The 22557-nt window shown below is 58.1% G+C and carries 22 protein-coding genes; 9 read left to right on the top strand and 13 right to left on the bottom strand.

Annotation, left to right across the window (positions count from 1 at the left end; all coding sequences use genetic code 11):
• Positions 1–14 precede the first annotated feature (14 nt).
• Positions 15–926 (top strand): LysR substrate-binding domain-containing protein, encoded by a 912-nt coding sequence (locus XH96_RS08050; protein ID WP_194392015.1) that lies wholly within the window; start codon positions 15–17, stop codon positions 924–926.
• A 251-nt stretch (positions 927–1177) separates the two neighbouring features.
• Here XH96_RS08050 and XH96_RS08055 read toward each other — a convergent pair whose 3' ends face one another.
• The 8 genes from XH96_RS08055 to XH96_RS08090 all read right to left on the bottom strand — a co-directional run bounded on the left by XH96_RS08055 (position 1178) and on the right by XH96_RS08090 (position 10102).
• Positions 1178–2374 (bottom strand): hypothetical protein, encoded by a 1197-nt coding sequence (locus XH96_RS08055; RefSeq protein WP_194392016.1) that lies wholly within the window; start codon positions 2372–2374, stop codon positions 1178–1180.
• 52 nt (positions 2375–2426) lie between these two features.
• A complete protein-coding gene (locus tag XH96_RS08060) occupies positions 2427–3791 on the bottom strand; it encodes a thiamine biosynthesis protein ThiF (protein ID WP_194392018.1) in 1365 nt (454 codons plus the stop codon).
• Position 3792: 1 nt separating this feature from the next.
• The gene (locus tag XH96_RS08065; RefSeq protein WP_194392020.1) at positions 3793–4257 is read right to left on the bottom strand and encodes a hypothetical protein; all 465 of its coding nucleotides are present in this window, start codon (positions 4255–4257) and stop codon (positions 3793–3795) included.
• A 1-nt stretch (position 4258) separates the two neighbouring features.
• Positions 4259–4726 (bottom strand): hypothetical protein, encoded by a 468-nt coding sequence (locus XH96_RS08070; RefSeq protein ID WP_194392022.1) that lies wholly within the window; start codon positions 4724–4726, stop codon positions 4259–4261.
• 4 nt (positions 4727–4730) lie between these two features.
• The gene (locus XH96_RS08075) at positions 4731–5246 is read right to left on the bottom strand and encodes a hypothetical protein (RefSeq protein WP_194392024.1); all 516 of its coding nucleotides are present in this window, start codon (positions 5244–5246) and stop codon (positions 4731–4733) included.
• A 92-nt stretch (positions 5247–5338) separates the two neighbouring features.
• On the bottom strand, positions 5339–8707 hold the full coding sequence (locus XH96_RS08080) for an ATP-dependent helicase (protein ID WP_194392025.1): 3369 nt from the start codon (positions 8705–8707) through the stop codon (positions 5339–5341).
• The gene (locus XH96_RS08085; RefSeq protein WP_194392027.1) at positions 8700–9335 is read right to left on the bottom strand and encodes a hypothetical protein; all 636 of its coding nucleotides are present in this window, start codon (positions 9333–9335) and stop codon (positions 8700–8702) included. The genes XH96_RS08080 and XH96_RS08085 overlap by 8 nt, the downstream gene beginning before the upstream one ends.
• Positions 9332–10102 (bottom strand): RNA polymerase sigma factor, encoded by a 771-nt coding sequence (locus XH96_RS08090; RefSeq protein WP_194392029.1) that lies wholly within the window; start codon positions 10100–10102, stop codon positions 9332–9334. The genes XH96_RS08085 and XH96_RS08090 overlap by 4 nt, the downstream gene beginning before the upstream one ends.
• Before the next feature lie 295 nt (positions 10103–10397).
• Here XH96_RS08090 and XH96_RS08095 point away from each other — a divergent pair, with 295 nt between their 5' ends.
• From XH96_RS08095 to XH96_RS08110, 4 genes are all read left to right on the top strand, one after another.
• Positions 10398–11621 (top strand): hypothetical protein, encoded by a 1224-nt coding sequence (locus XH96_RS08095; protein WP_194392031.1) that lies wholly within the window; start codon positions 10398–10400, stop codon positions 11619–11621.
• Positions 11622–11624: 3 nt separating this feature from the next.
• Positions 11625–12575, top strand: coding sequence for a ParB/RepB/Spo0J family partition protein (locus tag XH96_RS08100; RefSeq protein ID WP_194392033.1), 951 nt, complete (start codon positions 11625–11627; stop codon positions 12573–12575).
• A gap of 83 nt (positions 12576–12658) precedes the next feature.
• Positions 12659–13396: a hypothetical protein gene (locus XH96_RS08105; RefSeq protein WP_194392034.1), complete on the top strand. Its 738-nt coding sequence runs from the start codon at positions 12659–12661 to the stop codon at positions 13394–13396.
• A gap of 45 nt (positions 13397–13441) precedes the next feature.
• The gene (locus XH96_RS08110; protein ID WP_194392036.1) at positions 13442–13933 is read left to right on the top strand and encodes a hypothetical protein; all 492 of its coding nucleotides are present in this window, start codon (positions 13442–13444) and stop codon (positions 13931–13933) included.
• Between the two features lie 174 nt (positions 13934–14107).
• Here the strand turns inward: XH96_RS08110 and XH96_RS08115 are convergent, their stop codons facing one another.
• Complete coding sequence (locus XH96_RS08115) at positions 14108–15814, bottom strand: hypothetical protein (RefSeq protein ID WP_194392038.1); 1707 nt, start codon at positions 15812–15814, stop codon at positions 14108–14110.
• Between the two features lie 389 nt (positions 15815–16203).
• Between XH96_RS08115 and XH96_RS08120 the strand changes: the two genes are divergently transcribed.
• The 4 genes from XH96_RS08120 to XH96_RS08135 all read left to right on the top strand — a co-directional run bounded on the left by XH96_RS08120 (position 16204) and on the right by XH96_RS08135 (position 19067).
• Positions 16204–16770, top strand: a complete 567-nt coding sequence (locus XH96_RS08120) for a hypothetical protein (RefSeq protein WP_194392040.1) — start codon at positions 16204–16206, stop codon at positions 16768–16770.
• Positions 16767–17474 (top strand): hypothetical protein, encoded by a 708-nt coding sequence (locus XH96_RS08125; RefSeq protein ID WP_194392042.1) that lies wholly within the window; start codon positions 16767–16769, stop codon positions 17472–17474. The genes XH96_RS08120 and XH96_RS08125 overlap by 4 nt, the downstream gene beginning before the upstream one ends.
• A gap of 1 nt (position 17475) precedes the next feature.
• Positions 17476–18216 (top strand): protein phosphatase 2C domain-containing protein, encoded by a 741-nt coding sequence (locus XH96_RS08130; RefSeq protein ID WP_194392043.1) that lies wholly within the window; start codon positions 17476–17478, stop codon positions 18214–18216.
• Between the two features lie 167 nt (positions 18217–18383).
• Positions 18384–19067, top strand: coding sequence for an abortive infection system antitoxin AbiGi family protein (locus XH96_RS08135; protein WP_194392045.1), 684 nt, complete (start codon positions 18384–18386; stop codon positions 19065–19067).
• Positions 19068–19115: 48 nt separating this feature from the next.
• Here XH96_RS08135 and XH96_RS08140 read toward each other — a convergent pair whose 3' ends face one another.
• Genes XH96_RS08140 through XH96_RS08155 form a run of 4 tightly spaced genes read right to left on the bottom strand, consistent with a single transcriptional unit; the run spans position 19116 to position 22406 of the window.
• Complete coding sequence (locus tag XH96_RS08140; protein ID WP_194392047.1) at positions 19116–19535, bottom strand: very short patch repair endonuclease; 420 nt, start codon at positions 19533–19535, stop codon at positions 19116–19118.
• Positions 19536–19557: 22 nt separating this feature from the next.
• Positions 19558–20652 carry a hypothetical protein gene (locus XH96_RS08145; protein WP_194392049.1) on the bottom strand — a complete coding sequence of 365 codons (1095 nt, stop codon included), beginning with the start codon at positions 20650–20652 and terminating at the stop codon, positions 19558–19560.
• A 4-nt stretch (positions 20653–20656) separates the two neighbouring features.
• Entirely contained in the window at positions 20657–22042 is a 1386-nt protein-coding gene (locus XH96_RS08150) for a DNA cytosine methyltransferase (RefSeq protein WP_194392050.1), read from the bottom strand.
• Between the two features lie 40 nt (positions 22043–22082).
• On the bottom strand, positions 22083–22406 hold the full coding sequence (locus tag XH96_RS08155) for an XRE family transcriptional regulator (protein ID WP_194392052.1): 324 nt from the start codon (positions 22404–22406) through the stop codon (positions 22083–22085).
• Between the last annotated feature and the right edge of the window lie 151 nt (positions 22407–22557).

A 22557-nucleotide genomic window follows, 5' to 3' on the forward strand; every position in this document is an offset into this window, starting at 1 on the left:
TATAAGGCAAACTGATGTCACTCAGTCTGCGCCAGCTTGAAGTCGTCCATGCCGTCAGCCGCAGCGGCTCGGTGACGGCGGCTGCGGACGCGCTCGGAATCTCGCAGCCCGCGGTGAGCATGATGCTGAGGGACTGCGCCCGGCTCGCCGGCTTTCCCCTGTTCCTGAGAAAGCAAGGGCGGTTGCAGCCGACGGCCGAGACCAAGCTCCTGCTCCCCCACCTCGAACGGGTGTTCGACGGTGTCGAGCGGATCGGGCGGCTAATCGAAGACATGGGCGACGCCCATGTCGGCACCATTCAGATCGCCGCGACCGCAACGCTCGCGGACAATATCCTGCCCGTGGCGATCGCCGCGTTTCAGCAGGCGCGGCCGCGCGTTCACATCGTGGTGCGCACCACCGACAGCCCGAGCGTCATCGCCAGCGTCCTGCGCGAGGAGGTCGACCTAGGTCTCGTCCTGTCGCCGCTCATCCATCACGACGCGCTCGCGCTCGATCTTTGCATCGCCGACCTCGTCGCCATTGTCCATCCAGGCCACGAACTCGCCCGCCGCGAGGTCGTCGAGCCAAGCGATATGGAGCGCTTTCCGCTGATCTCATTCAGCCGCAGCCAGCCACTCGGCACGTTGGTCGAGCAGGCCTTTCGCGAGGCCGGCGTGCCCCGTCGCATCGCTCTCGAGGTCAACCAGTCGTCGGTCGCCTGTTCGCTGGCGCGCGCGGGTGCCGGCATCGCGGTGATTGACCCGTTCTGGATAATCGAAGCACGAGAGCATGGCGTCGTCTGTCTGAAATTCCGGCCAAAGACGCCGGTTACAGCCCAGGTTCTGGTCAACAAGAGCACGCCCCTGTCGCGGTCGGCGCGCCACTTCCTCGTCACGCTACGCCAAACGGCACGGTCCCTGCCGCATCAGGGTGCGCTGCGGTGACGATCAGCTGCTGAAATTCGGCCAGGGCTCCATCGCAGACTTTCCTCACGATATCTCAAGCAGAATCGATTTTTCCCTCTCAAGGCTGAAACAGGGGTTCGATTCCCCTAGGGAGCGCCAGAAATTTCAATGCCTTAGAGCTTGAACTGAAAAGTCGTCGAATATCCGTTGAATAAGCGTCGACGAACGTTGGCGAACCCCGCCGCACTAATTTAGTGATCCGGTGGCAACTTCGTGCGCCGAATTCAGAGCTACGCGTCATAAAGTTCATGCGCGAACATGCGGATCTCGCTGGACGCAGCATCGCCTAGCGCCCGGAGGTAATCGAGAAACTCTTGCGGATTGCTCATCGAGAAAATGCGCGCGCGGTAGTTCAGCTCGGAACGAAGCCGGCCTTGCTGTAACAAAGACGAGCATTGCCGATCGACAAACATGGCATCGACATATGGCGCATAGGTCGCGATCGCCGTAAAATCGCTAAGGATGCCCGCACTCAATTTTGGGCTTTGTCCCGACGAGACGCGCCAGCCGAGCGCAGCCATAAGATAGGCGAATATTTTATGCGCCGGCTGCTGCTCGTTGCCTTTCCAATCAAGGAAGGTAGACACGTCCTTGCCGGGCACGGCACGCTTGGCGAATAGGGTCGCGAGCTCCTTGTACCTGTTTTGCAAGCCGAAGCTTATATCCAGCACGCTGGATGGATCATCGGATGCAAAAGCCGCGTAGCTTCGCTTCACTTCCTCTTGGACGGCGTAGCGCATGGCCGGCCCATAGCTTGAGAGCTCATGCTTCAGGACCTGATCAAAGGTAGCTCGGTTCTTCACCCAGCCTTCCGCCAGCTGTTTCAGGCTGTCCTCGGCCGTTGCCTTGCTCTTCCGTAAGCCCGGCGCAAACATCGAATAGTCGGAGTTCACCCCGATATGATAGATCGGTAGCCAGACATTGCGATCGCCGGACAACACGTCGTCAACGTTGAAGCTCAGGGCAGGTGGTCCTTCCCCGCTGAGATAGGCTTCGGCAAATATCCACTCCTGCAGGCGGGCGATACTGTCGCTGTTCTCGAATCGCGTCTCGCCGCTGAACATCTCGTGCGCGAGACGGAGCTCCTCTGGCGAATGGAAAACAATCGTCTCGTCGGAATGAAGATTCGAGAATGGAAAGATGACCTGTTGCCTCAAATACGCGCGGTTGGCGAGCGCGTAGCAATCCTGCCAGAATTGCTCACTAGGTGCGCCGACGCGCCGCGTCTTTGTTTTGGTTTTGTATAGCTCACTGACGGCGAACTGGTCGAGGTAGACAACACGCTTATCCAGATCGGGAAGAATCTCTCCGTGCGAATAGCGACATTCTGCGCAGCGCTTCTCCGCTACGTTGCCGCCGACAGAAAGCGTGCCAAACGCTTCCGCTCTGCATTTCGGGCATTTTCGATATGGCGGCAATTCAAACATGCGGCGGTGTCAGGATCGAAAACATCAATTAGCAGGAAGAGGCGTACGCCCGTCACGCGGCTGCTGCGACACTGCCAGGATTGAAGGCCTGCAGCGCGGGTCCCTCGATCGCAGTGAAATCTCTTGGATCGCGCAGGTGGATCGAAACGAGTTCGTAGGATTGTCCACCCATACAAAGCCTCACAAGTTCGCTGATGGCGAGCGCTGCGGCCACTGAACCGACAAACGGGGCGCCAATCGATCGGCCAGCCAGCCTTATGGTCCCGCAGCGGTCGCCCGACTTCTCCAACATTGCGCGATAGGCGGGGAGGGTGATGTCCGCGTCCGATGATCCAGCCTGCGACCACACCTCTCGGGCAGGTATGGACGACGGAAATGTGTGTAGGTCGATCCCGAGGAAATCCTGCGGCCCTCGCCCGAGACCTGCTTCGATCACTCGGCCGAATCCCACGTCCTCGATCGCTTGCCGTGCAAGTGCATTGTCTACGCCGATCAATGCTACACTAGGCTCCCGAGGCCCGACCACAAAGTTTGGCGCGAAGTCTCGCTCGACAATTGAGGCTTCGAAGCCTCGGGCTTCAGCCCATGCTGCCATCGCACGCGTCTTCTTGGTGCGGAGCATGGTGCGTGTGGTCAACATTGACGTGCTGAGATTTGAAGGCGCGACGACATCAGTGTCCTGTAAGACTACGCGCAGGGCCTTGTGACCGTAGGGCAGAAGCCCGAGCGTCCAAAGGTAGGCCTGCCCGAGGTTACCCATACCTACCATCCAAATATCAGAAGGAAGTCGATCTAGCGAAGGTCCGCTTGCTCCCTTCAGCCAGTCACGGCGCAGGTCCCAAAGATCGAGTCCGACAGTTCGGCGGCAGGCGATCGGCGTACCGCCGCGCGCACGCTGGAACAACTCGGCAACACCGAGTGATCCCGCCAGGACTCCGGCCGGCGTGAAGACGCCCGTTTCAGCGAGGCGCAGTCTGCTGCTTGCTGGCACGACCCCGCCGCACCAGTCTGCAAAAGTGACGCGCAATGCAAGCGGTTCGAGGTCGACGCTGCCTATCGGCCCTATCACCAGCGTTGGTAGATCCTTGCGGACGTCACTTGCGACGCGTCCACCCAAGCCCGCCACCGCGTTCTCGACGCTTTCAAAGCCCGGGATCGAAACTAGTAGGCTGCCTCGTGCCCCTATGACGCTGACGCCGCCGAGAAATGCGCGTGCTCCGGAATTCACCGCAGTCAGCAGGGCGGCTTGCAACACCGCGCTGTCTGCGACGTCTGGCCCGACTACGATTTGCATGCGATACCCGGCGAAGATGCGTTCGGCTTCGTCTATGGTGGAAGCCTCGCCGGTGTCGAGCGCGATCTTAACTAGACGGTTGAGCCCATCGGCCTTCGCTTCGAGTTCAGTCATGCCGTTCATGTTATTCTCCAATCTTGAGGGTCGAGCCGCGGCAGCCGCCACGAGGCTGCCAACGATGATCACCCAAATATTCGTAAACCCCGACGCTCCATCGTCGTATGGGCGGCTTGGCCATGCGAGGCAGAATGATCGCGATGTGACCGGGACGCGCGATCATCGGATTTTGGCGATCGGAGCTGCTTTGGCCGGCTCCGAGCGGATGGACGTGCGCGTCGGCGATAACTGTCATTTCCAGCTCTGAGCATCTGTCCCACAGCCTTGAGAAGGCGTCGGCGTGCAAAATGCAGACGCCCGAATCATATGCGCCGCGATCGAGTTCGTCGTAGTAGACGAGCTTCAAAGCTCGACGCTCACCTTCTGTACGGTGACCAAGGAGAAACGCTCCGGATTCGTGTCGATTCTCCGTTTTGCGATGAAGCTCGGATGTGAGTTCGGTCCACAGGGGGCGCGCGATATGCAGAGCCATGTCAACCCGCCTGTCCCAAATAGTCGCCGGAATTGAGCAAGTCATGAACGATGCGCAGGTAGTGCACGATGCCGACCGACGGGTCCCAAATCAGGCTGGGATGTTCTCCGTACCAGTTTGCATGGCCCTCGATGGATTGGCGGTCGCACGGGAGGTAAAGACACGATCCGTTCTTCCATCCTGGATTGAAGGCCAGCGGAATGCGGCTCCTTCCTTTGGGCCATTGATTGTTGGCCAAGGGTGCATCACGAGCGATGTCCCAAGGCCGTGCCGTCGGCGGCGTTCGCGGGTAGCCGCAACATTCAAAGCGAAGGCCGTATTTTACGCCGTCCGCGGCCCGCACGCCGAATACTGCGTACGGCCAACTTACGGAAACCAGGCGCCATCTTCCCGACGAGGCGCCGAGCAGGAAACTTCCGCTCGCGAGATGCGCGCGGAAGACCTTCTCGTCCGGTGCTGCGACCGCCATTGCGTCAGCCCTCCACCCGCTTCCGCGGCACAAGATCGAGCTCAACAGAACACACCTTGCCACTGGTAAGAGCACCGATATGCACGTCGCGGTCAGGACGCTTTTGCGTGCCGCGGATTTCCAGCACGTGTTCCGCAGCGTCGCGCGGGGAAAGGCCGAATTTTCGTCGCGCCGCCCAGTGATGGACCCGCCCGATCGTGGCGCTCGGCGGGAATTTGCGCTTGGCAACTTCCCCGTTGAACCGCACCGATACCTCGACATGACGGCATCGCGTCACGTGGAGCTTGAGCGGGATGAGGATCGCCTCCTCATCGGTGCAAAGGGGGAGCAGCTCCTCCACGATGGTCTCCAGACCGAGCGGCGCGTGCGCGTCCTCAGCGAAGACCAGGAGCTCCTCAGGATTGCCGAGAGAAGGTGCGAGGTTCGCAAGAATCTCGGCGATCGAGTGGATCGGAGCCGCCTGGCCGACCAAGATCTCGGAAAATTCTCCACCCTGGATGAACACGTCGATTGACTTCATTGTATGTCCCTTATTTTCGCGCCGCCCGGCAATCGGAACAGCTGCTCAAAGGGTAAGTCGCGGCGTGTTGAAAAAACCGGAAGTCGGGACGATCAGTCCGGGACCGCCCTGCAGATGAAATAATGGGGGCAGCGTGGGCAGTCGTCAGATGGCTTAGCGGGGAAGGCCCCTTGCCCTAAGCCCGACAATGCGGCGGACGCTCGCTCCAATCGGTCCTGCATAACGCCATCCAGCTTAACGGGCATCTCATCGTCGGTGGACAGATAGCGAATCCGGAAGTTGCCCTTTCCGCCAAGCGTTTGTTCCGCGGCTTCGAGCATCAGAGCATGCAGCAGCCGCTGGTCAGGCGTCGATGGTGCTCGTCCCGTTCGCAACCGTCGGACGATTAGATTGCGGCCGGTCTGTTCGATCTCATCGATTTCCAACCGCACCGAATGCCCGCCAACGTTGACGGACACGGTTTCCGCGATGCGTATTCCCGAACGCGACCTATGCCGTTCGCGCTCAAGCATCTGTTCGGCTGAGGTCCGATAAACCAGTTCCAGCGGATTTCCCACGGGACCAGTCTCGGCCCAGCGCGCGTCGAACTCTGCCTTGATCTGAGCGGCATCAACCGCGCCGGTCTGTTGCGAGAGCCAGCGCAGCACTCGGTAGACAGTGCGGTGAAAATGGACGAAGCCGTTGTCTTGGCGCGACCGGCTCAGTCCGAGCACGACTTGATAGAGATAGCGACGAGGGCACTCGTCGTACGTCTCAATGTCGCGGCCGTCGTGCTCACGCCCGTCTACCTTCAAATCGGGCCGCAGCGGATCTTGCGCCCGCGCTGGCAAGGTCGTTGTCCAAGTGGGAGCAGAGTTTGGAGGGCGCGGCAAATGGGACGCGATCGCTTCCAGCGCCAATGAAGGTTTAGAGACACCGCGCTCGTTATACCGCTCCGCGCGCGACAGAGAGAGATGATCTCTTCCGCGAGATAGTGCGACGAAGAACAGGCATTCCTCTTCCTCGGCTTTTGAGTCCTCGACCGGCGTTTCAAGCATTCCATCGGGGGCGGGACACACCGAGCCGCCGCCACCGCTGAGCGGAAACATGCCCCTTCCCAGGCCCGGAAGATGAACGACGTCGAACTCCAACCCCTTACTCAAGTGGACCGTCATCAGACGGACCGCGTCAATCCCATCGACCGCGGCCGGCAGTTCGCGCAAGGAGCGATCGTCTCCGAAGACCGCAAGCCTCCTGATCCAGTCCAGAAATTGCCGTTTCGGGTCGGTTTGACCTGATGTGTCATTCTCCGCCGCGAATTGCAGCAACTGGTGAATCGCCAGCCGTCGCTGCTGATCTGCGGGTGTCACTCCGGGGAGATAATCGCGTACCAGTCCTCGTTCGAATAGAAGATCGAACAGCATCTGGCCAGGTCCGGTCTTGAAGCCGATTGCATCGAGGTCAACGCGCAGCTGGTGCAGAGCCTTCTTGCCGTCCGACGAAATGTCGGGCATGGCGTCCAACGCCTTAAGCGCCGCCAGCGGCGTCTTATCCATCTCATCTGCTACTGCGAGAAACTTCTGCACGTCCGAAAGCATCATGCGATAGCGCGGCAAGGTTGCCGCACGCATCAGCCCCGCACGATGGGGCTCGGAGACAAATGAGATTAGAGACAAAAGGTCCCTGACTTCCTCCCGCTCGAATATGTCCCCGAGATTGAGGACTGGAACGCCTGCCGCCTCCAACCCCGCTGCGATTTTCTGCAAATAAGAGTGGCCCCGGCAGAGGATCGCTTGATTTCTGTAGTCACGCCCTTGCGCGCGGTATTGATTGATGATTGCCGCGAGCCCAGCAATTTCACCCTCGCGATCACGCGCCACGTTGAAGTTAACCGGCGCCGTTCCAAGCCCGCGCTTGGCTTCAAGACTATTACCGCGACACCGTCCGATCTCCATCTGGTCGGCATACGTCACGAACGCATCAACGATCTGCTTTCGCGAGCGGTAGTTTATAGCGAGCGCCTTTCGCTTGGCGTTCGGATAATCCTTCTCGAAGTTGGTGGTGTTGGTCGGCGCGGCGCCGCGGAACCGGTAGATCGACTGCCGCGCATCTCCCACGACCCAAAGGGTCTTGCCTTCGCCTGCCAGCTCTTTCAGGAGCAACGCACTGGCGCGGTTCACATCTTGATATTCGTCGACCAGGATGTGCAGATATTGACCGCGGATTTCATCGCGAATCTCCGGATGGTTCCGAAGGATTTCAATCGGGCGGTTGATTAGGTCTGCAAAGTCAACAATACCCTCTGCGCGCAGGCGATCCTCATAGTAGCGGTAGACACCAGCGACCTCGGCCGTCTTCTGCGCGCGCAGAATGCGCTTCTCGTCATGATCTGCCGCCCGGCCCATGCGTTCGGCCGCATCCGCATATTTCTCGGGCGAGAAAACCTCATCCTTAGCCCGCGCGATCGCGCCGAGAATGTGACGGAGCGCGAAGGCTGGCTCGGACAGCCAGAGGAAGTGGTCGAGTTTGAGGTTTGTGAGCTCCCCTTCAAGAAATTGAAGCTGGTCAGCTTGGTCGAGAAGCTTAACGGGCTCTCGGATGCCTTCGAGGTGGCCGAATTTTCTGACGAACTCCAGCCCGAATGCGTGGAAAGTACCGGCCCATATTTCAGCAGCAGCATCTGCCGAGGTGGTGGCGATGCGTTCCTTGATCTCGCGGGCTGCCTTGTTGGAGAAGGTGAGAACGAGGATGCCTGCTGGCGGAACTCCCTTAGCCAACAGATGCTCGATGCGCGCGACCAATGTGCGTGTTTTTCCCGTTCCGGGCCCGGCTTCGGCGAGCAACGGGGAGCCTTCATGCTCGGCCGCCTCCTTCTGCGACGGATCGAGATCAGGCGCATCAGATGCCTTCTTCGTCTTTTCAGGCGACTCCGGGAGCAACAGCGCGACCGCGAGCTGTTGGTTCACCAGGCCAAGCGGAACGCCGACCTCGTCTGCGATTTGTTTGGCCGACTCGCCGAGCATGAACAGACGTCGCGCCTCGGGTGTCGGCAAAAGAAACTCACGCGCGAATACATTTGCAAACCGCTCGCGAAGTTCCTGCGGGCTATAGGCCTCGACGCGGCGGATGCCGGTTGGCGAGTTCTCTTCTGGGGCACCAGGGTCCGAGCCGCGTGCTACCACCGCTGGATCGATCGGAGTCTCGATCCAGAAATGGCCAAACTCGTGCGCCTCGACGTAAGCGGCCATGTCTGGGGCCAACTCGTTCGAGACATATACCGAGGGCGTAGCTCCCGAGCGGTGGAGCGCACCATCGCCGCCAGCCAAAAGCGGATGCTCAGCGGGAACAGCCTGAACCTTTGCATTTGCCGCAATGCGCGCCTGGGCAAGCAGTGCAGTCGCACTGCTTGCGCCCGCCGCGCGCGCCTTCATTGCATCATGCTTCTCGCGCGCCAGCTTCCGAACCGCACCGAAACTATCCATGTAAACTATCCTGGAGCCCGGGATCCGGCGGTTCGCTCAGCCACCGGTCTTGTTCTGGTTTGGACAATTGCGAGTGTCGGACCAGCATCGCGAAATCGACTTGAGCCGGAGCCGGACGAGTACGGGACTTGTGAGCCCCGGCAAGCTGCGGTCCAAGCCGAAAAAAATCGCGCAACGCGTCAAGCGGCCGATTCAATGCCTCAGCGACCAACCGGATTAGCAACGCTGGAAGCGTTGCAGGCTTGGCCAGTCGCATGATTAGGCTGTCCAGCATCGATCTGTCGATCCCAATCGCCCGTTCAAACGACTCGAAGTCATGCCCGGCCGCACGGATGGCGGTTGGGAGATCGGTCAACGGCTCTGCGCGGGCAGTGTCGTCGAGCATCGTCTGCACACGGCTCATGGTGCGATTGACGACCCGGTTGACATCCTCAGCCCGGATGGTGCGTCGCGGCGCGGCGACATCCATCGCTATCCAGTCGGAGGCGAAGTCCGAAAGCTCTCGTGCGAACTGGGGGTAAGCCTCCTTCCAGGCGCGCAACGTCGCGGCGTCCGGCGGGCTCGCGAGGGCGGCGAACTCGTCGAGTACATCATCAAGGTCAGGCTTCCTGTTCGGCATGGCGGTCATTTCTCCTCTCCTTCTAGTCCGACGGCGGCGGCCGCTTTCTTCAGCCACTCGTGCACGGTGCGGACGCTCACCTCGTGTTCCTTGGCAATCTCTTCCTGGGTCATCTCAAAGAAGTGGTACTTGATAAACGCGGCTCGGTGTTCGGCGTCTTCAATACGGTCCATCTGGCGCTGGAGGAGGGCACGCGCCTCCGCGCTCGGAATGCGGTCCGGCACCTCGTCAATCGGGTCGATGTCGCCGTCGGGCTCGATCCGCGTCATCGCGCCCTCGATGCGAGCCTGGCGCTTTCGATATTCCGATATCGAGCGCCGCTTCGCGTAGGCCGCGAAGAAGCGTCCCGCGATGCCGGCCTTGCCGGCTTTAATCGCGACGAACAGCTGCGCGAATATCTCCTGCGCCTGCTCCTCCGCTTCGTCTTCGCTCAGGTCCCACGCCTGCGAAAGCAGCAGAGGCGTTGCGGATTTCACGATGGCCTCGAACGATAACTTCAGCAACCTCTCGTTGCCCTTGGCGGAGGCGTCGGCGCAGGTGCGGACCAAGGCCTCCGTCGTCAACTCCAGCGAGCCGGCAATCACATCGCGAAGCACCTTGTTCAGCTCCGCCGGGTCGAGGTTCTCGAGGTGCGCGGTCTCGGTATCCACGTGGGCCAAGTGGGCCTTGGATTTTGCCGCATCCGTGCTGGGTCTTAGGGCCGGAACCCCCGGCTCGCCACCGGCACCATCGAGATCGTCATCCTCGATCTCGTCCACGTCGTGCTGTTCTGCCATTCGCGTCTAGGCCTCCGATTCTCTTGGCTCTCTTGGGCGCCTGTCTCCTCAGTCGCGGCCGCCCGGAAAAACCGGAAGCGGGCCGGCAACAATTTTTCGACCGCTGCGCTGCTTGACCATCAGGGCGATCTAGGCCAGAATAGGTCCTAGTTCGTCCTATTGTCAAGGAGCGCCCATGGTTTCGCCTCAGCCAGCGTTGCGGCCGTCTCAGCCTCACCTCCACCTCAAGGGATTCCAGTGCCCGGTGTGCGAACAGCCGATCCCGAACGAGAAGGCCGAGCAGGTCCGCTCGAGGATGGAGGCGAGGGAGCGCGAGCTCGCCGACGCAGTGGGCGCCCGCCTTAAGGAGCAGTTCGCCGTCGAGCGCGTGAAGATCGAAGCCAATGCGCGCGCGATGGTGGAACAGGCCAAGAAGGAGAGCGCCGTGGCGCTCGAGGCGGTGCGCAACGAGGCGGCCGCAAAGGAGCTCGCCGCTCGCCAGGAGGGGGAAAAGGTAGGACAGGCGGCTGCGCAGCAGCAGATCAACGCGCTCAGGCAGGCGAACACAGAGCTGCAGGCATCAACCAGGCAGCAGATCGAAACCTTGACCCAGGCGAACGTCGACGTGCGCGCTGCCGCTCAGCAGCAGGTCGCGCTCGCGGAGCGCGGAAAGACGGAGGTGGAAGCTGCGGCGCGCGAGCGCATCGCGGCCGCCGAGACGGCAAAAATCACCGCCGAGAACGAAGCCAAGGCACTCAAGCACAATCAGGAGACTGTGCTCAAGGAGCGGCTCCAGGAGCAGCGCGAGGTACTCGAGAAGGACAAAGCCGCCGCGCTGAACGCGAAAGACGCAAAGCACCTTGACGAGAACCAGAAGCTCAAAGATAAGCTGGACGAGGCACTACGCAAACTTGAGCAGAAGACGGCAGAAGAATTGGGCGAGGGCGCCGAAGTCGATCTATTCGAAGAACTCAAGTACCTGTTCGAAGGTGACCGCATTCGCCGCGTGCCCAAGGGGGCGCCTGGCGCCGACATCATCCACGAGGTCATCGAAAACGGGAAGGTCTGCGGCAAGATCGTCTACGACTCCAAGAAGCGCAACGCTTGGCGCAGTGAATATGCGACAAAGCTCTGTGAAGACAAGATCGCCGAAGGGGCCGATCATGCCATACTCTCGCTGCTCAAGTTTCCAGCTGAGGAGCGCCAGCTTGCCGTCCGCGACGGGGTCGTCCTCGCGAACCCTGCGCGTGTAGCCGTCATCGCGGAGATATTGCGCGATGATATCGTGCGGTCACACGGCCTGCGTCTGAGCGGTCAGGAGCGCGAGAAGAAGAAGGGAGAGCTGTATGCCTACATCACCGGCGAGCGCTTCCGCCAGCATATGACCTCGATCGAAGCGCAGACCGACAAGCTGCTCGACGTCGATGTCGCCGAGGAGAAGGCGCATCGCAAGGTCTGGGAAACGCGCGGCGGTCTCCTGAAATCCTTGCAAAAGGCGCATGGAAACCTGCGCGCCGACGTCGCGCGAAACGCGGAATAGGACATGAACACGGCAGAAGAATCGGGCGAACGCGGCAGGATCATCGGCCTTCAGGAGCGAAGGCTAGGTGCTACCATTCTGCGCACTTACCGCGCCAAGGTCGACTTGGACGACGTGCTGCCAAACGAACGGCAGCCACGACTCGGTCCGAAAGAGGATGATGAACTTCAGCGTCAGATCGAGGCAAATGAAGGTGTATTTGAGCCGCTACTTGTCGAGCCGCACCCGGTAGCTCCGGGCAAGTTTCGAATCATCGATGGCGAGCGGCGCTGGACGAATTCGAAGGCGCTCGCCGCGCGTGGACGCGAGCAGTTTCGCCAGATTCCAATTGAAGTCACAGATAGAACCCTATCAGACGACGAACGCTTGCGTGTCTGGATCTACATTCACCGACAGCGCAAAGAATGGGACGCCAAAGAAAAAGAAATGGTTGCGTACCGTCTTGTCGAACTCATTGGCAGAGCCGGCGCGGCCAACATTCTTGGTATCTCCGTACGCGAGCTCGATAAGCTGACAGAAGTGTTCGAGTTGTCTGAACGCTTCAAGGGACTGCGCGATCCCTCAGCTGCGATTACTTGGGCGCGCGAGCTGATGGGTGTTAGCAAGAAGCTACTCACCCCAACGGTTATCGATGCCGTAGTAGAAAAGGTTGCGCAGAAGCGCATCACAAATTCGAAAGACCTACGCAAACTGAGGGCAATTTTACCAGACCCGGTCGCGCGCGACAATTTCTTGAAGGAGGAAGGCGATCTTGAAACTGCCTCGCTGCGTTTGTCAGCGCACAACAAAAAAGAGAGAATCGGTCTGTCAGGTGAGCTTGATGCTGCCGTCGAGGCTATGAAACGTGTGCCTTGGACCACGTTGGCCGAGCTCAAGGGCGACCCGGATATCCTCAAGAAGATCGATGACGCCGAAGCGCTCCTCAAGACCCTTCGGAAAACGCTTTCACAATAAAGCGGCCAATTTCAGCTTCTGATCGATGGCGGCGGTCTGCCGCTGCCCCAACAATACGTACGGCGCCGGAAGTTAAGCTACCCATGGCACTGACTGCTTATTTCGATGAAAGCGCAACGCACGGGGCGGAGTCGCCGGTGGTATTGGTTGCGGGATTTATCGCCTCACCGGAACAATGGCTATTGTTCGAGCGTGATCTCGCATCCCTCTTCGCGGAGCATGCCGTTAAGAAATTTCATGCGAAGGAGTTTCGGACCCGGAAGGGAGACTTCAAGGGATGGCCAACGGGAAAGCGAGCACACTTCAATTCGTGCTTCCTAAAGCTCGCAGACGATCACTTATCCTATGGATTGTCGACCGTACTCCGATCCGAGCAGTATGAGAGGATCTATCGCGCAACCAACTTTCCTCCGAACGTGCGTCCCGACACACAGTACGGGCTCTGTGTTCGACCTGCACTTTGGAAGGCAATTGTTCTGCACAAGAATCGCAGGGAAGATTGGCCGATTAATATCGTCATGGAGGACAGTGCCCGTAATGCGGGCGATTCCATTAGGGTATTCGCCGAGGTGAAGGATTCCCTGACGGTCGAATACGCTCCTCTGTTAGGAGACTTCAATTTCAGTTCGAAGGCCGATTTGCCCCTCGCTATTTCGGATTCACTTGCCTACGCAATTTTCAGGCTTTCGGCGGGCTATTCAGCCCATCCGTCCGAACCGAATGCCGCTGTGGTGGGACCTGCGGATCCTCCATACTATGTATCAAAGATCCCGCTGTCGCGAACCCAGATCGACGAGAACGCCCCTGGCGATACTGCGTGACGAGCTTTGGTTACAACTTCGCTAAATGCGTTTCCGAGTCCAAAAATGAGTTCTGTCAAAGTACCGACATCACAATACGAAAGCCTCCTAGCGGTTCTGTGGTCAGCACTCGGACCGGATCGAAAACCTCTACTTATCGGCATTGATGGTAGAGAAGGCGCCGGTAAGACATCCTTGTCGAATTGGCTGGCCTGGCAACTTGGAATGCCCGTCATTCATCTCGATCTATTTCTAAAGTCGAGCGAAGCACCCGGTCCCATAGCGCGCCGCATCGCGGAACTCGATCGCTGCATCAAGGCACGAGGAGATCGGCCTCTTATCGTCGAGGGCGCCTTTCTTTTGGACGCGCTGAACGAGGTCGGGCGGTCTCCCGATTTTCTAATCTTCGTCGAAGTGGATTGTGCTCCATCTGCGCCAGGCAGCGCCGACTCCGACGTAGTCGATCCACGCGAATTCTCGTTAGCCAATCAAGTATTGGCTTACCTTGCGCGATGTACGCCGCTTAATCGAGCTAACTTCAAACTTAAGGTTCACTAGGCGCGCAGCGGCGGGTGTGGCGATCGACCGCGGCGGTCAAAACTAGCCACCAGCGCGAATATTTCCGTGAGCTACGCGCTTTGATCACCTTTCAGTAGACGCCAGATTGTTGGCTCTCCGATTGCCAAGCGATTCAAAGTCTAGCCGGCGCATTTAGGTCGCATCGAGGCCAACTCACTTTGAAGAACGAGAATCCTTTGTTGCACTACTGGTTACCAATTCAAAATCATCAGGATGAGCTCCAAATGTAGCCTCGAACATCGCCTTTGCCCAGGCGACTAGGTCGTCATTTTCTCGTCGACCAGTCAGCCAGTGAAAATCGTAGCAAAACGCTCCGTCCTCAAGAATCCATTGTCGTGTTAGATGGTAGAGTAGCGTCGAGCCGAAAAAGACATTGAGCGTCTCCTGCACGGCAGCTTGATCTCGCCCAGGTACTTTCCGTGGAAAGATGCCATCATCGTCCGGGCGGTCCGAGAACAGGGAAAGATTCCGAATAAGAAGTTCGCGATATTTGTCGGTGGCATTACTCCCCCCAACATAGGCGCCGGGCCAGCAAAAGAATTCGGGATGCTCGTATTTGTCACGGCAAAACGAAAGGAAATGGGAAACCATCACCCTAATCGGCTGGTTGCTACGCGAGAAGCGGAAGGTTTTCCATTCGCGCATCAGCGCGGCCGCGCCGACATCGTCATCCATCAGATTGACGATGGTCTCGAGTGCGGCCATCGGATGGTCATAGCCGCAACGAGACGTTAGTTCTCCGGCTACATTGACGTAGTCTTCGAGACTACGGGTCTGTATCGCGCGCGCCAGCGCTGGGCTGTCTTTAGCTGCCGCGCAGAGGCGGGTGAATCGAGCGCCCGGGTCGATATCGATAATGATGTCGTTGGGTCCATCAAGTGGAAAAGGGAATCCGCGCGTTGGATTTATTGCAAGATCGCAGATTAGTAGGAACAACGAAACCAACGGATCGTCGATGTACGTTGGCCAGTCAAATCCAGTCAACCGCCGGAATTCCTCAAAACCGGATACATAAGCGCCTTTAAAGTAGCCTGCATTGCGATAGTACTCGCAGTCGGCCGGACCGCCGACCGTGTGAAGAAACTGGAGCTGGTTGAAGCGCGCCTGACCTTCGAAGATATCTAGCAGTCCGACGCGGGCTCGCCGGATTGGCGACCCGTGATAGAAGCCTTCTTTACGCGCTTCTCGCAGTGTATTGAGTGGCTCTGTCCACTCTTCTGGATCCGGAAGCGAGCTCTGAGAGAACCCGCATGAGTCAATTAGGGCATGAAGGGTGTTTGCATAAGCTACGCCATACGAATGGCCGACGCATTCAAAATAGGGATCTTGAAAAAGTTGCGCTGCGTTTAGGGGCGTCACGGTCAACACTTTGTAGAACTCGGTGTCGATGGTGTTGTTGACTGCGCGGTTTGCCTCAATGAGCGCCTCGTCAGAAGCAGGCGTTCCTGCACGGAGCTCGTTCTCGGCCCATGTCTTCACGGACTTTTTAGGCCCGATCAGCTTAACGACGTCGCGCAGATGTTCCATGTTGGCGACGCACTGGGCTGGGTAGCAGAGGCTAAGTATCAGGCCCGCAGTCGAACCAACATGTTGCCACCAATGTATCGTCTCGTGTAGGTAGGTCGAGTACGCTGAAAGCAATTCGTCGGGATCATACCCATCGGTTTCGCCGACAGTTATCGCATCGACCAGTTCATGAATTCGCGGGCTAAGGCGCAAGACAAACTGGGTCGTGTGGTAAAGGCCCCGCGCATTTAGCACGGCATTGAATTCACTGGGTGCGACCAGCGTGTCGGCAACGGGCTCAGTCAGCGCGTCTCGAAGTTTATGCAACTGAAGAGAGTCGATCGTCGGCGTCATACCTGTTCCCCACTGCTTTCCTCTAGCTGTCAGTTACGCGCACCACTTGTGGACCCCGCGGGCGACGCCCCATCGATGATGATCTTGAGTATCGAGGTTGGCGAGCCCATGCCACGGTGATGTCTTGGCTAGCCACTGCTGGCCGGATCTGTCCTGCCGTCCGTGGCATGCTGTCTCTTCTCCTGGCCGCGTGGTCGGTTGACGCTCAATCAGACCGGCTTCAGGGCTAGGACAACTTCCTGCTGAAACGGTTACAAAGATATAAGCCATTGAAAATAATTAATAATCGGGTTCAAGGGGCCTTCTTTGGTTAGAACGATTGTTTGACAGCATCGCCAGCCTTGTGGCTTACTGTCCGCAGTCCTAGGACAGAGGACGGCACGTAGCGGATGAAAAGCCAAGATATCGTCATCTTGCTCAAGCTTGCGAGCCTTGAGCTTGGAGAGCCGGAGAGGGGTGTGCATTCGGGGTTGGATGCCCACCACGACGATCCCTTTTCTGCTCGCGGCTTAGGAGCCTCACTCGGAATAAGCAAGACGGAAGTCAATGCCTCGATCAACCGGAGTGTCTCGTCTGGTCTTGCAATTAAGGATCGGAATTCCGGAAGGCCAAAACCCAACCGCCGCAACCTCTACAACTTCATTGTCCATGGATTGAAGTTTGTGTTTCCTGCGATGCCCGGCGCCATGACACGAGGCGTTCCTACGGCTTTCGCTGCGGCGCCGTTAAAAGGCCTATTGGTCAGCGCGGGCGAGTATATTTACGTCTGGCCGTTCGCCAACGGTAAAGTCAAGGGACAATCGCTAGATCCTCTTTTCAAGAGCGTCCCGGAAGCCACCCAGAAAGATGCCCGTCTGTATGAATATCTAGCCCTTGTTGATGCCATTCGAATTGGAAACCAGAGAGAAGCAGGGCTCGCCGTCGAACGCATGTCAGAAAGGCTTTTGAAAAAATGACCAGCGTTAAAGGCCAACTCCTTGTCATGTTGGAAACCGTCGCCACGGCGCTTGGCGACGATTTGCGCGAGCGGCTCGTCTTTGTTGGTGGATGCACGACCGCCCTTTTCATTACCGATGAGATTACCCTCGAAGGCGTGCGAGCAACAGACGACGTGGATCTGATTGTTGATCTTGTGGGGCGCGCGGAGTGGGCGCAACTGCAAGAGCAACTTCGACAAAAGGGATTCGCAGAATCTGCAGAGGATGATGTAATTTGCCGGATGCGGCTCGGCGACCTCAAGGTCGACTTCATGCCCGACGATGAAAGTATCCTGGGTTTTAGCAATCGTTGGTACGCCAAGGGCATTGCAACAGCGGTCAATCATGTTCTGACCGACACCATCACCATCAAATGCCTCACACCAGAATTGTTCGTAGCGACAAAGCTCGAGGCGTATCTCGGCCGCGGGAATAATGACCTTTTAGGAAGCCGCGACATGGAAGACATTCTTCTTGTCGTCGATGGCCGGGAGGAACTCGTTGCTGAGATTAAAGCCGCAGACAAAGACGTTCGCGGCTACATTGCAGAGCAATTTAAAGCTTTGCTGAAGCACGATGATTTCGAACATTTTCTGGCAGGTAACATCAAGGGGCCAGAAGGTCGGGTCGACCTTGTGCGAGAACGCTTCCTGGCAATCAGCCAAAGCGATAGCGGAAGCTAAAATGGAACTGCTGCTAAACTGGCGCAGTCAGCAAGGAACGAAGACCGACGACAACCGAGATTATGGGGGAGCCGGCGTGCGCGCCGACGGGGTGCTTTGTCTCGTCCTGGACGGTTCGACCTCAGGACCTAACAGCGGAGAGCTTGCTCGCCAGTTCGTTTGTGAGGTCGTCGATTGGTACGTCACCACCGATGAAGTCATATCGGCACAAGCGCTCACCACGCAATTACGCAAAGTTCACGCGACGCTTTCCAAGCGCTTTTCTCAGGATGCGGCCAGTTACGTGATCGTGAGTCTACCAGAAAATGGACCGATACTCGTTCTTCACGCAGGTGATTGTTTGCTGGGACATCAAGCAGGAGAGCGCCCTCCCCAGTGGCTCGTCAGGCCTCATACATTAGCCAATGCTTTTGACGATATGCCGATCGCGGAGATCGCGCGTAGTCACGCCAGGCACCGGTTGACCCGCAGCTTTCGAGCTCGAGAATTCATGCTGCCCGACGTCGCCGAAGTTCAGGCGAGGCAGGGTAGCTCCGTCGTAGCTGCGACCGACGGGTTTTGGGCAGAGCTTAACTACGAACAGCAAGCCATGTTTATGGGAGGCCAAGGTCTTCCGACGACAGGCGGCGCTGACGATCGTAGCGCCCTCACAATTCGGATGCTCGTTGACGAGCCCGGCATAAAAGTCAGTTTCAACGAGCTCCCGTCAAACAACTTCTACCTTAACGGTGCTTCGCTTTGATCTGTGCCGGAAAAACAAAAACGCTTCCCAAACAGGTCGATATTGCGGATAGCAGACGCGCGCCAGTTGCTGCAAGAAGGGCTTTTTGGTGCCTAAAGCTGAAGCCGCACGATTCCGTGCGTTGGCGTTACTACTGAATTTTGGCCACAAGGACATTGGATCAGCGCATGACGTCCCCGTTCTTCGGAGAGAATAAGTCCAGCTGGACGGATATGTCTGACTACGTTGTCCACTTCGCAAGGGACTATGAGCAGAAGAGCGCTTACGAGAACGTGCTGAGCATCTTGGCAAGCCGCGTCATCAAGGCGAAAAACCCATTTGGCTTGGTGCGGGAAAAAGCGCCGGACCCAAAATCGCAGCGTGTCGTCTGTTTTAGCGAGATACCACTGCATCGCTTAAGGCGATTAGCAGAAGCCCGTTCCGAATATGGCGTCGTGTTCAGGAAGGATTTCGTAATTCATAGAGGCGCCAATCCGATCATGTATGCGTATAAAGACCATGACGTAACGGCAGCGCTGAAAAAGATAGCGAAGGGGGCAAAAAAAGATCCTGACCATCCAATTTGGACAATTACCCCGTTTGTAGACGCTCCGGGCAAGTACGGAAATAGTACCTATTTCTTCGAGTGGGAACGGGAATGGCGCAAGATCGGCCACTTCAAATTTTCTGAGGATGATGTGGCCTTCCTCATCATTCCCGAGAGTTCGCACAAAGCTGCTCGCGGATTCTTCGACAATGCAAAGATAGAGAATTTGGGCCCCTGCTACGACTGCCCTTTCATTGATCCATTCTGGAGCCTTAAAATGATCAAACCTCTTCTGCCCACGTACGCCGAGGAGAGCGAGTCTTAGCCCGCGGTGAGGGGACCCGTCTTTGGCTTTACCCGCATAGCCTGCTCGTTAATCTCGGGAACCTGAGCCGACGAAAGCCGCTAGACGTTGCGCGAGCGCAGGATGGGAGGTCTCGCACTCCCAAACCACAAGCACGCTCCAGCCTTGCGAGATTAGATTTGTCTGGTGGCGCTCGTCACGCATCTGATTGCCGGAAATCTTTGGCAGCCAATATTCCTGCCGCGCTTTTGGCCGGCGTAGGCCCTCGCGGCAATCATGTCCATGCCAGAAACATCCATGAACGAGGATCGCCTTTTTTCTTCCAATGAAGGCAATATCGGGTTTTCCGGGCAAATCGCGCCGATGTAGCCGATAACCGGTAAATCCGGCTAGGCGCAGGGCGCGCCGCACGACAAGCTCCGGCTTCGTATTTTTTGCGCGAATGGCCCGCATGTTGGCGCTGCGGCGTTTAGAATCCAGCTTGTCCATGCAAACCTAGTGTAGTTGCTCTTTATTGGTTCGAGAGAGTGCTGAGCCACCGCTCTAAGCTAATTAGACGACCGCTATCGATATGCTCGATCACACGTCTGCGCGAGTCCGTTGCGCGGCCGCCGTCTGCCGGCAATTCTCCATAGGCAGCCCGGATTCCATCAGTATTGATGTGGACGACGTGATCGAACATGAGATTATTGCGGAAGAGCACTTCGCACGCCCTCATCAACCGCGCTGGGTCAAATTCGTTCGTCACAAAAACATACTGGAACTTTTGGTTCGCGGATTCAGCGTTGCAGTATTCCTCATACTCTGTCGGAAATTGTTTCTCCCGGTCGGCGCGGACGCTCCATTTGGCGGTCACGATCGTTCGCATCGACGGCCGCACGATGGCGACATCGACCTTGTTTTCTTTTCCGCCGGACTTGGCTCTGTTGAATCCTGGAATTTCGTAGAGCAGACTTCGGGTGAAGACTTGGTCCTGCGGCACCTTGCAGGCGCGGCGCACTGTCTGGGCCAGAACGTCCTCAAAGCCTTCACCCACGAGGTTTTTGCGCTTATTCTGCACCGCCAGGTATTGCCGCACTTTCTGAGTGACTTCGTGCCAAACCTCTTCAGGAGGATCCTTGGCAAGGTAGCCGGCGATCGCGCTGCGGATGATGGCAGCAAGTTCCGGATCTGCGCCGGGCTCGGGGAAGCCACGTCCTTCATATCCATCACGCTGCTTGCCAGCGGCCTGAGTTAAACGCGCCTCCCGCCTGAGCATCGCGGATGCAAGATCTGCGCACGCCTTGATGAAAAGCCAATCGATCTCTTGGGCCAAGCCGGCAGGCGCAGTCCCTAGCTCAGTGCAAGTCCAGTCGTGAAAGGCAAGAGAACGCGAATACCAAGCCTTTCCCGGCTGCGACTTGTCGCTCTCGTAGCAATGAGCGAGGCCCGTGGTGGGGTCAGACCACAGCAAGAGCCGGTAGACGTGCCGCCATGCGGTCGCAGGGCTGATCTCTTCGCGGTCCGGGTTCTGAAAGTAGAGATCAATAAGCCGGTTTCTGTTTTCGGCGCCGAACGCGCGCTCTATGGCGTCTGCATCCTGCAGCAGGCCCGGCTCGTCAGTCATTCCCTCACCCCGTTCTGGCGCGAACCTCCTCCCGTTCGCGGTAGGTATTAAGCTCAGCCATTAGCAGTTGCGCCACGCTTTTGGCTAGCAGTGGCGGCACTGCATTGCCCACCTGGCGGTAGCGGGAGTGAGCCGGGCCGCCGTCGTGGCGCCCCTCGATCGGCCCCCGCCGGGAGTCGGTCGTGAACACAAAACGATCGGGAAACGACTGCAATCTAGCGAATTCACGAACGGAAAGAGCTCGAGCCGCTTGGTAGTGGTAAACCGAGTCGGCTTTTGTGTTGAGTGTCCATGCCCAAATTGAGGGGTGGAGGCGCCGGTATGCGTAGAAGTGCTTCCGCGACAGGCGGCCCGTTCCGTTGTCTTGTCCCCAGCGTTGTCCGGTCAGGAAGCGCTCTAGCAGCCGCTCCTCCAGATCCCGGTGATTCCCGCCCTGAGGGATGCCTTTGAGGCGCAGCTTCGTGTCCTTGTTGATTCGTGGCACTTGCACATTGGTGAGCACATTGCCGGCACCGGTGCGCATCAGACGCTGGTATGCGCTGGTGGGGCCGGCCAGCTCCTCCCAAGACATCTCGTCGTTCCGGTTTCCGACAGGCAGCGCCGCGAGATCGGAAATTGCCTGCATTGCCGAAACAGCGATCAGGTTTTCCGCATCTTGCAAAGCCTCGCCAATCCGGAGACTGAGGATGTGTTGCTGGACTGTTAGCTGATAGCGGGGCCGGCGGGAGCCGGTGAACCTCGCGAGCGCAATGGAATCCGCAGCCCCCGATCCAGCCAGGACTGGTGGTGACATGCCCGTTCCGCGGCGAACGCCGACGAACAGGAGTCGCTTGCGCGTCTGAGGAACCCCGAAATCAGCGGCGTCCACTACTTGGGCGACGATTTCATATTCACCGTCGAGCGAAAGGTCTGCGCGAATCTGTTCGCGGACGCCCATCTGGTCCATGCCCGTGACGTTCTCCATCACAAAAGCAAGGGGGAGGGCTTCACGAAGTGTCTCTACGAATTCCCGGTAGAGTGCATTCCGCGGATCATCGATGACGCGCGAATGGTTGCGCACCTGCGAAAACGCTTGGCAAGGAGGGCCGCCCACAAGCACGGTCGCAGAGCGGGCGGCTGAAAGCGTGCGCTCCTTTATGTCTGGAGCGCAGATGTTGCCGAGAATGATTTCGGCATCTGGAAAGTTGAGGGCGTAGGTCGCAAGCGCGTCTGGGTCATTGTCGGCACCGGCAAGAATCTCAAAGCCCGCTTGCCGAAAGCCCTCGGAGAAGCCGCCGGCACCACTGAACAGATCTACCACCGAGAACGCCGGTTTGATGACACTGCCAGCTAGGGATTTCGGTCCTCCGGACCCCCGCAACGCGATGACAGGCGCCTTCGTCGAGCTCATCGTTTTCCCCTGCCGCATCCGTTGTTCTTACTATGTTCTCTTATTCTTGGCTAGGCTTTGTGGCGGAGGCGCCAGACCTAGCCGGGAACATATCCTCTTGGCGGTCCCCACCGAATTTCCCTGTGGCCGCCACGCCGCGCGCCTTTCTGGGCTCGATATCAATTCTGGAAAGCACTTCCCGGTAATCGACCCCTTTTTCCGCCATCTCTCCCATAAGGGAGGCAATCACGGCCAAGTGGGACGGCACTTCACCACTCTTGGCATTATTGGAGATCGAGATCCGGTTCATACGGACGAGCTTGGCGAACTCCCTCACGGTCAGCCCCGCCTTTCCGAGTTGACGCAGGAATTCCTCATAGCTCATGGACGATGCGCCACGTCCTGCTGGTCATATTCAAATGATGACAGGTTATCCTGATATGTCAAGTAGTCATGTGGATATGACTTCCTTTGGGCTGTTTAAACATCCGCTTCATTGTGATAAAGTCACAAGTGATGATTTCACAAGCTGGAGG

Source organism: Bradyrhizobium sp. CCBAU 51765 (assembly GCF_015291725.1).
GTDB classification, from domain to species: domain Bacteria; phylum Pseudomonadota; class Alphaproteobacteria; order Rhizobiales; family Xanthobacteraceae; genus Bradyrhizobium; species Bradyrhizobium liaoningense.

Coding starts and splice junctions, on each gene's coding strand:
- XH96_RS08050 (WP_194392015.1), top strand. CDS start 15: ATGTCACTCAGTCTGCGCCAGCTTGAAGTCGTCCATGCCGTCAGCCGC.
- XH96_RS08055 (WP_194392016.1), bottom strand. CDS start 2,374: ATGTTTGAATTGCCGCCATATCGAAAATGCCCGAAATGCAGAGCGGAA.
- XH96_RS08060 (WP_194392018.1), bottom strand. CDS start 3,791: ATGAACGGCATGACTGAACTCGAAGCGAAGGCCGATGGGCTCAACCGT.
- XH96_RS08065 (WP_194392020.1), bottom strand. CDS start 4,257: ATGGCTCTGCATATCGCGCGCCCCCTGTGGACCGAACTCACATCCGAG.
- XH96_RS08070 (WP_194392022.1), bottom strand. CDS start 4,726: ATGGCGGTCGCAGCACCGGACGAGAAGGTCTTCCGCGCGCATCTCGCG.
- XH96_RS08075 (WP_194392024.1), bottom strand. CDS start 5,246: ATGAAGTCAATCGACGTGTTCATCCAGGGTGGAGAATTTTCCGAGATC.
- XH96_RS08080 (WP_194392025.1), bottom strand. CDS start 8,707: ATGGATAGTTTCGGTGCGGTTCGGAAGCTGGCGCGCGAGAAGCATGAT.
- XH96_RS08085 (WP_194392027.1), bottom strand. CDS start 9,335: ATGACCGCCATGCCGAACAGGAAGCCTGACCTTGATGATGTACTCGAC.
- XH96_RS08090 (WP_194392029.1), bottom strand. CDS start 10,102: ATGGCAGAACAGCACGACGTGGACGAGATCGAGGATGACGATCTCGAT.
- XH96_RS08095 (WP_194392031.1), top strand. CDS start 10,398: ATGGAGGCGAGGGAGCGCGAGCTCGCCGACGCAGTGGGCGCCCGCCTT.
- XH96_RS08100 (WP_194392033.1), top strand. CDS start 11,625: ATGAACACGGCAGAAGAATCGGGCGAACGCGGCAGGATCATCGGCCTT.
- XH96_RS08105 (WP_194392034.1), top strand. CDS start 12,659: ATGGCACTGACTGCTTATTTCGATGAAAGCGCAACGCACGGGGCGGAG.
- XH96_RS08110 (WP_194392036.1), top strand. CDS start 13,442: ATGAGTTCTGTCAAAGTACCGACATCACAATACGAAAGCCTCCTAGCG.
- XH96_RS08115 (WP_194392038.1), bottom strand. CDS start 15,814: ATGACGCCGACGATCGACTCTCTTCAGTTGCATAAACTTCGAGACGCG.
- XH96_RS08120 (WP_194392040.1), top strand. CDS start 16,204: ATGAAAAGCCAAGATATCGTCATCTTGCTCAAGCTTGCGAGCCTTGAG.
- XH96_RS08125 (WP_194392042.1), top strand. CDS start 16,767: ATGACCAGCGTTAAAGGCCAACTCCTTGTCATGTTGGAAACCGTCGCC.
- XH96_RS08130 (WP_194392043.1), top strand. CDS start 17,476: ATGGAACTGCTGCTAAACTGGCGCAGTCAGCAAGGAACGAAGACCGAC.
- XH96_RS08135 (WP_194392045.1), top strand. CDS start 18,384: ATGACGTCCCCGTTCTTCGGAGAGAATAAGTCCAGCTGGACGGATATG.
- XH96_RS08140 (WP_194392047.1), bottom strand. CDS start 19,535: ATGGACAAGCTGGATTCTAAACGCCGCAGCGCCAACATGCGGGCCATT.
- XH96_RS08145 (WP_194392049.1), bottom strand. CDS start 20,652: ATGACTGACGAGCCGGGCCTGCTGCAGGATGCAGACGCCATAGAGCGC.
- XH96_RS08150 (WP_194392050.1), bottom strand. CDS start 22,042: ATGAGCTCGACGAAGGCGCCTGTCATCGCGTTGCGGGGGTCCGGAGGA.
- XH96_RS08155 (WP_194392052.1), bottom strand. CDS start 22,406: ATGAGCTATGAGGAATTCCTGCGTCAACTCGGAAAGGCGGGGCTGACC.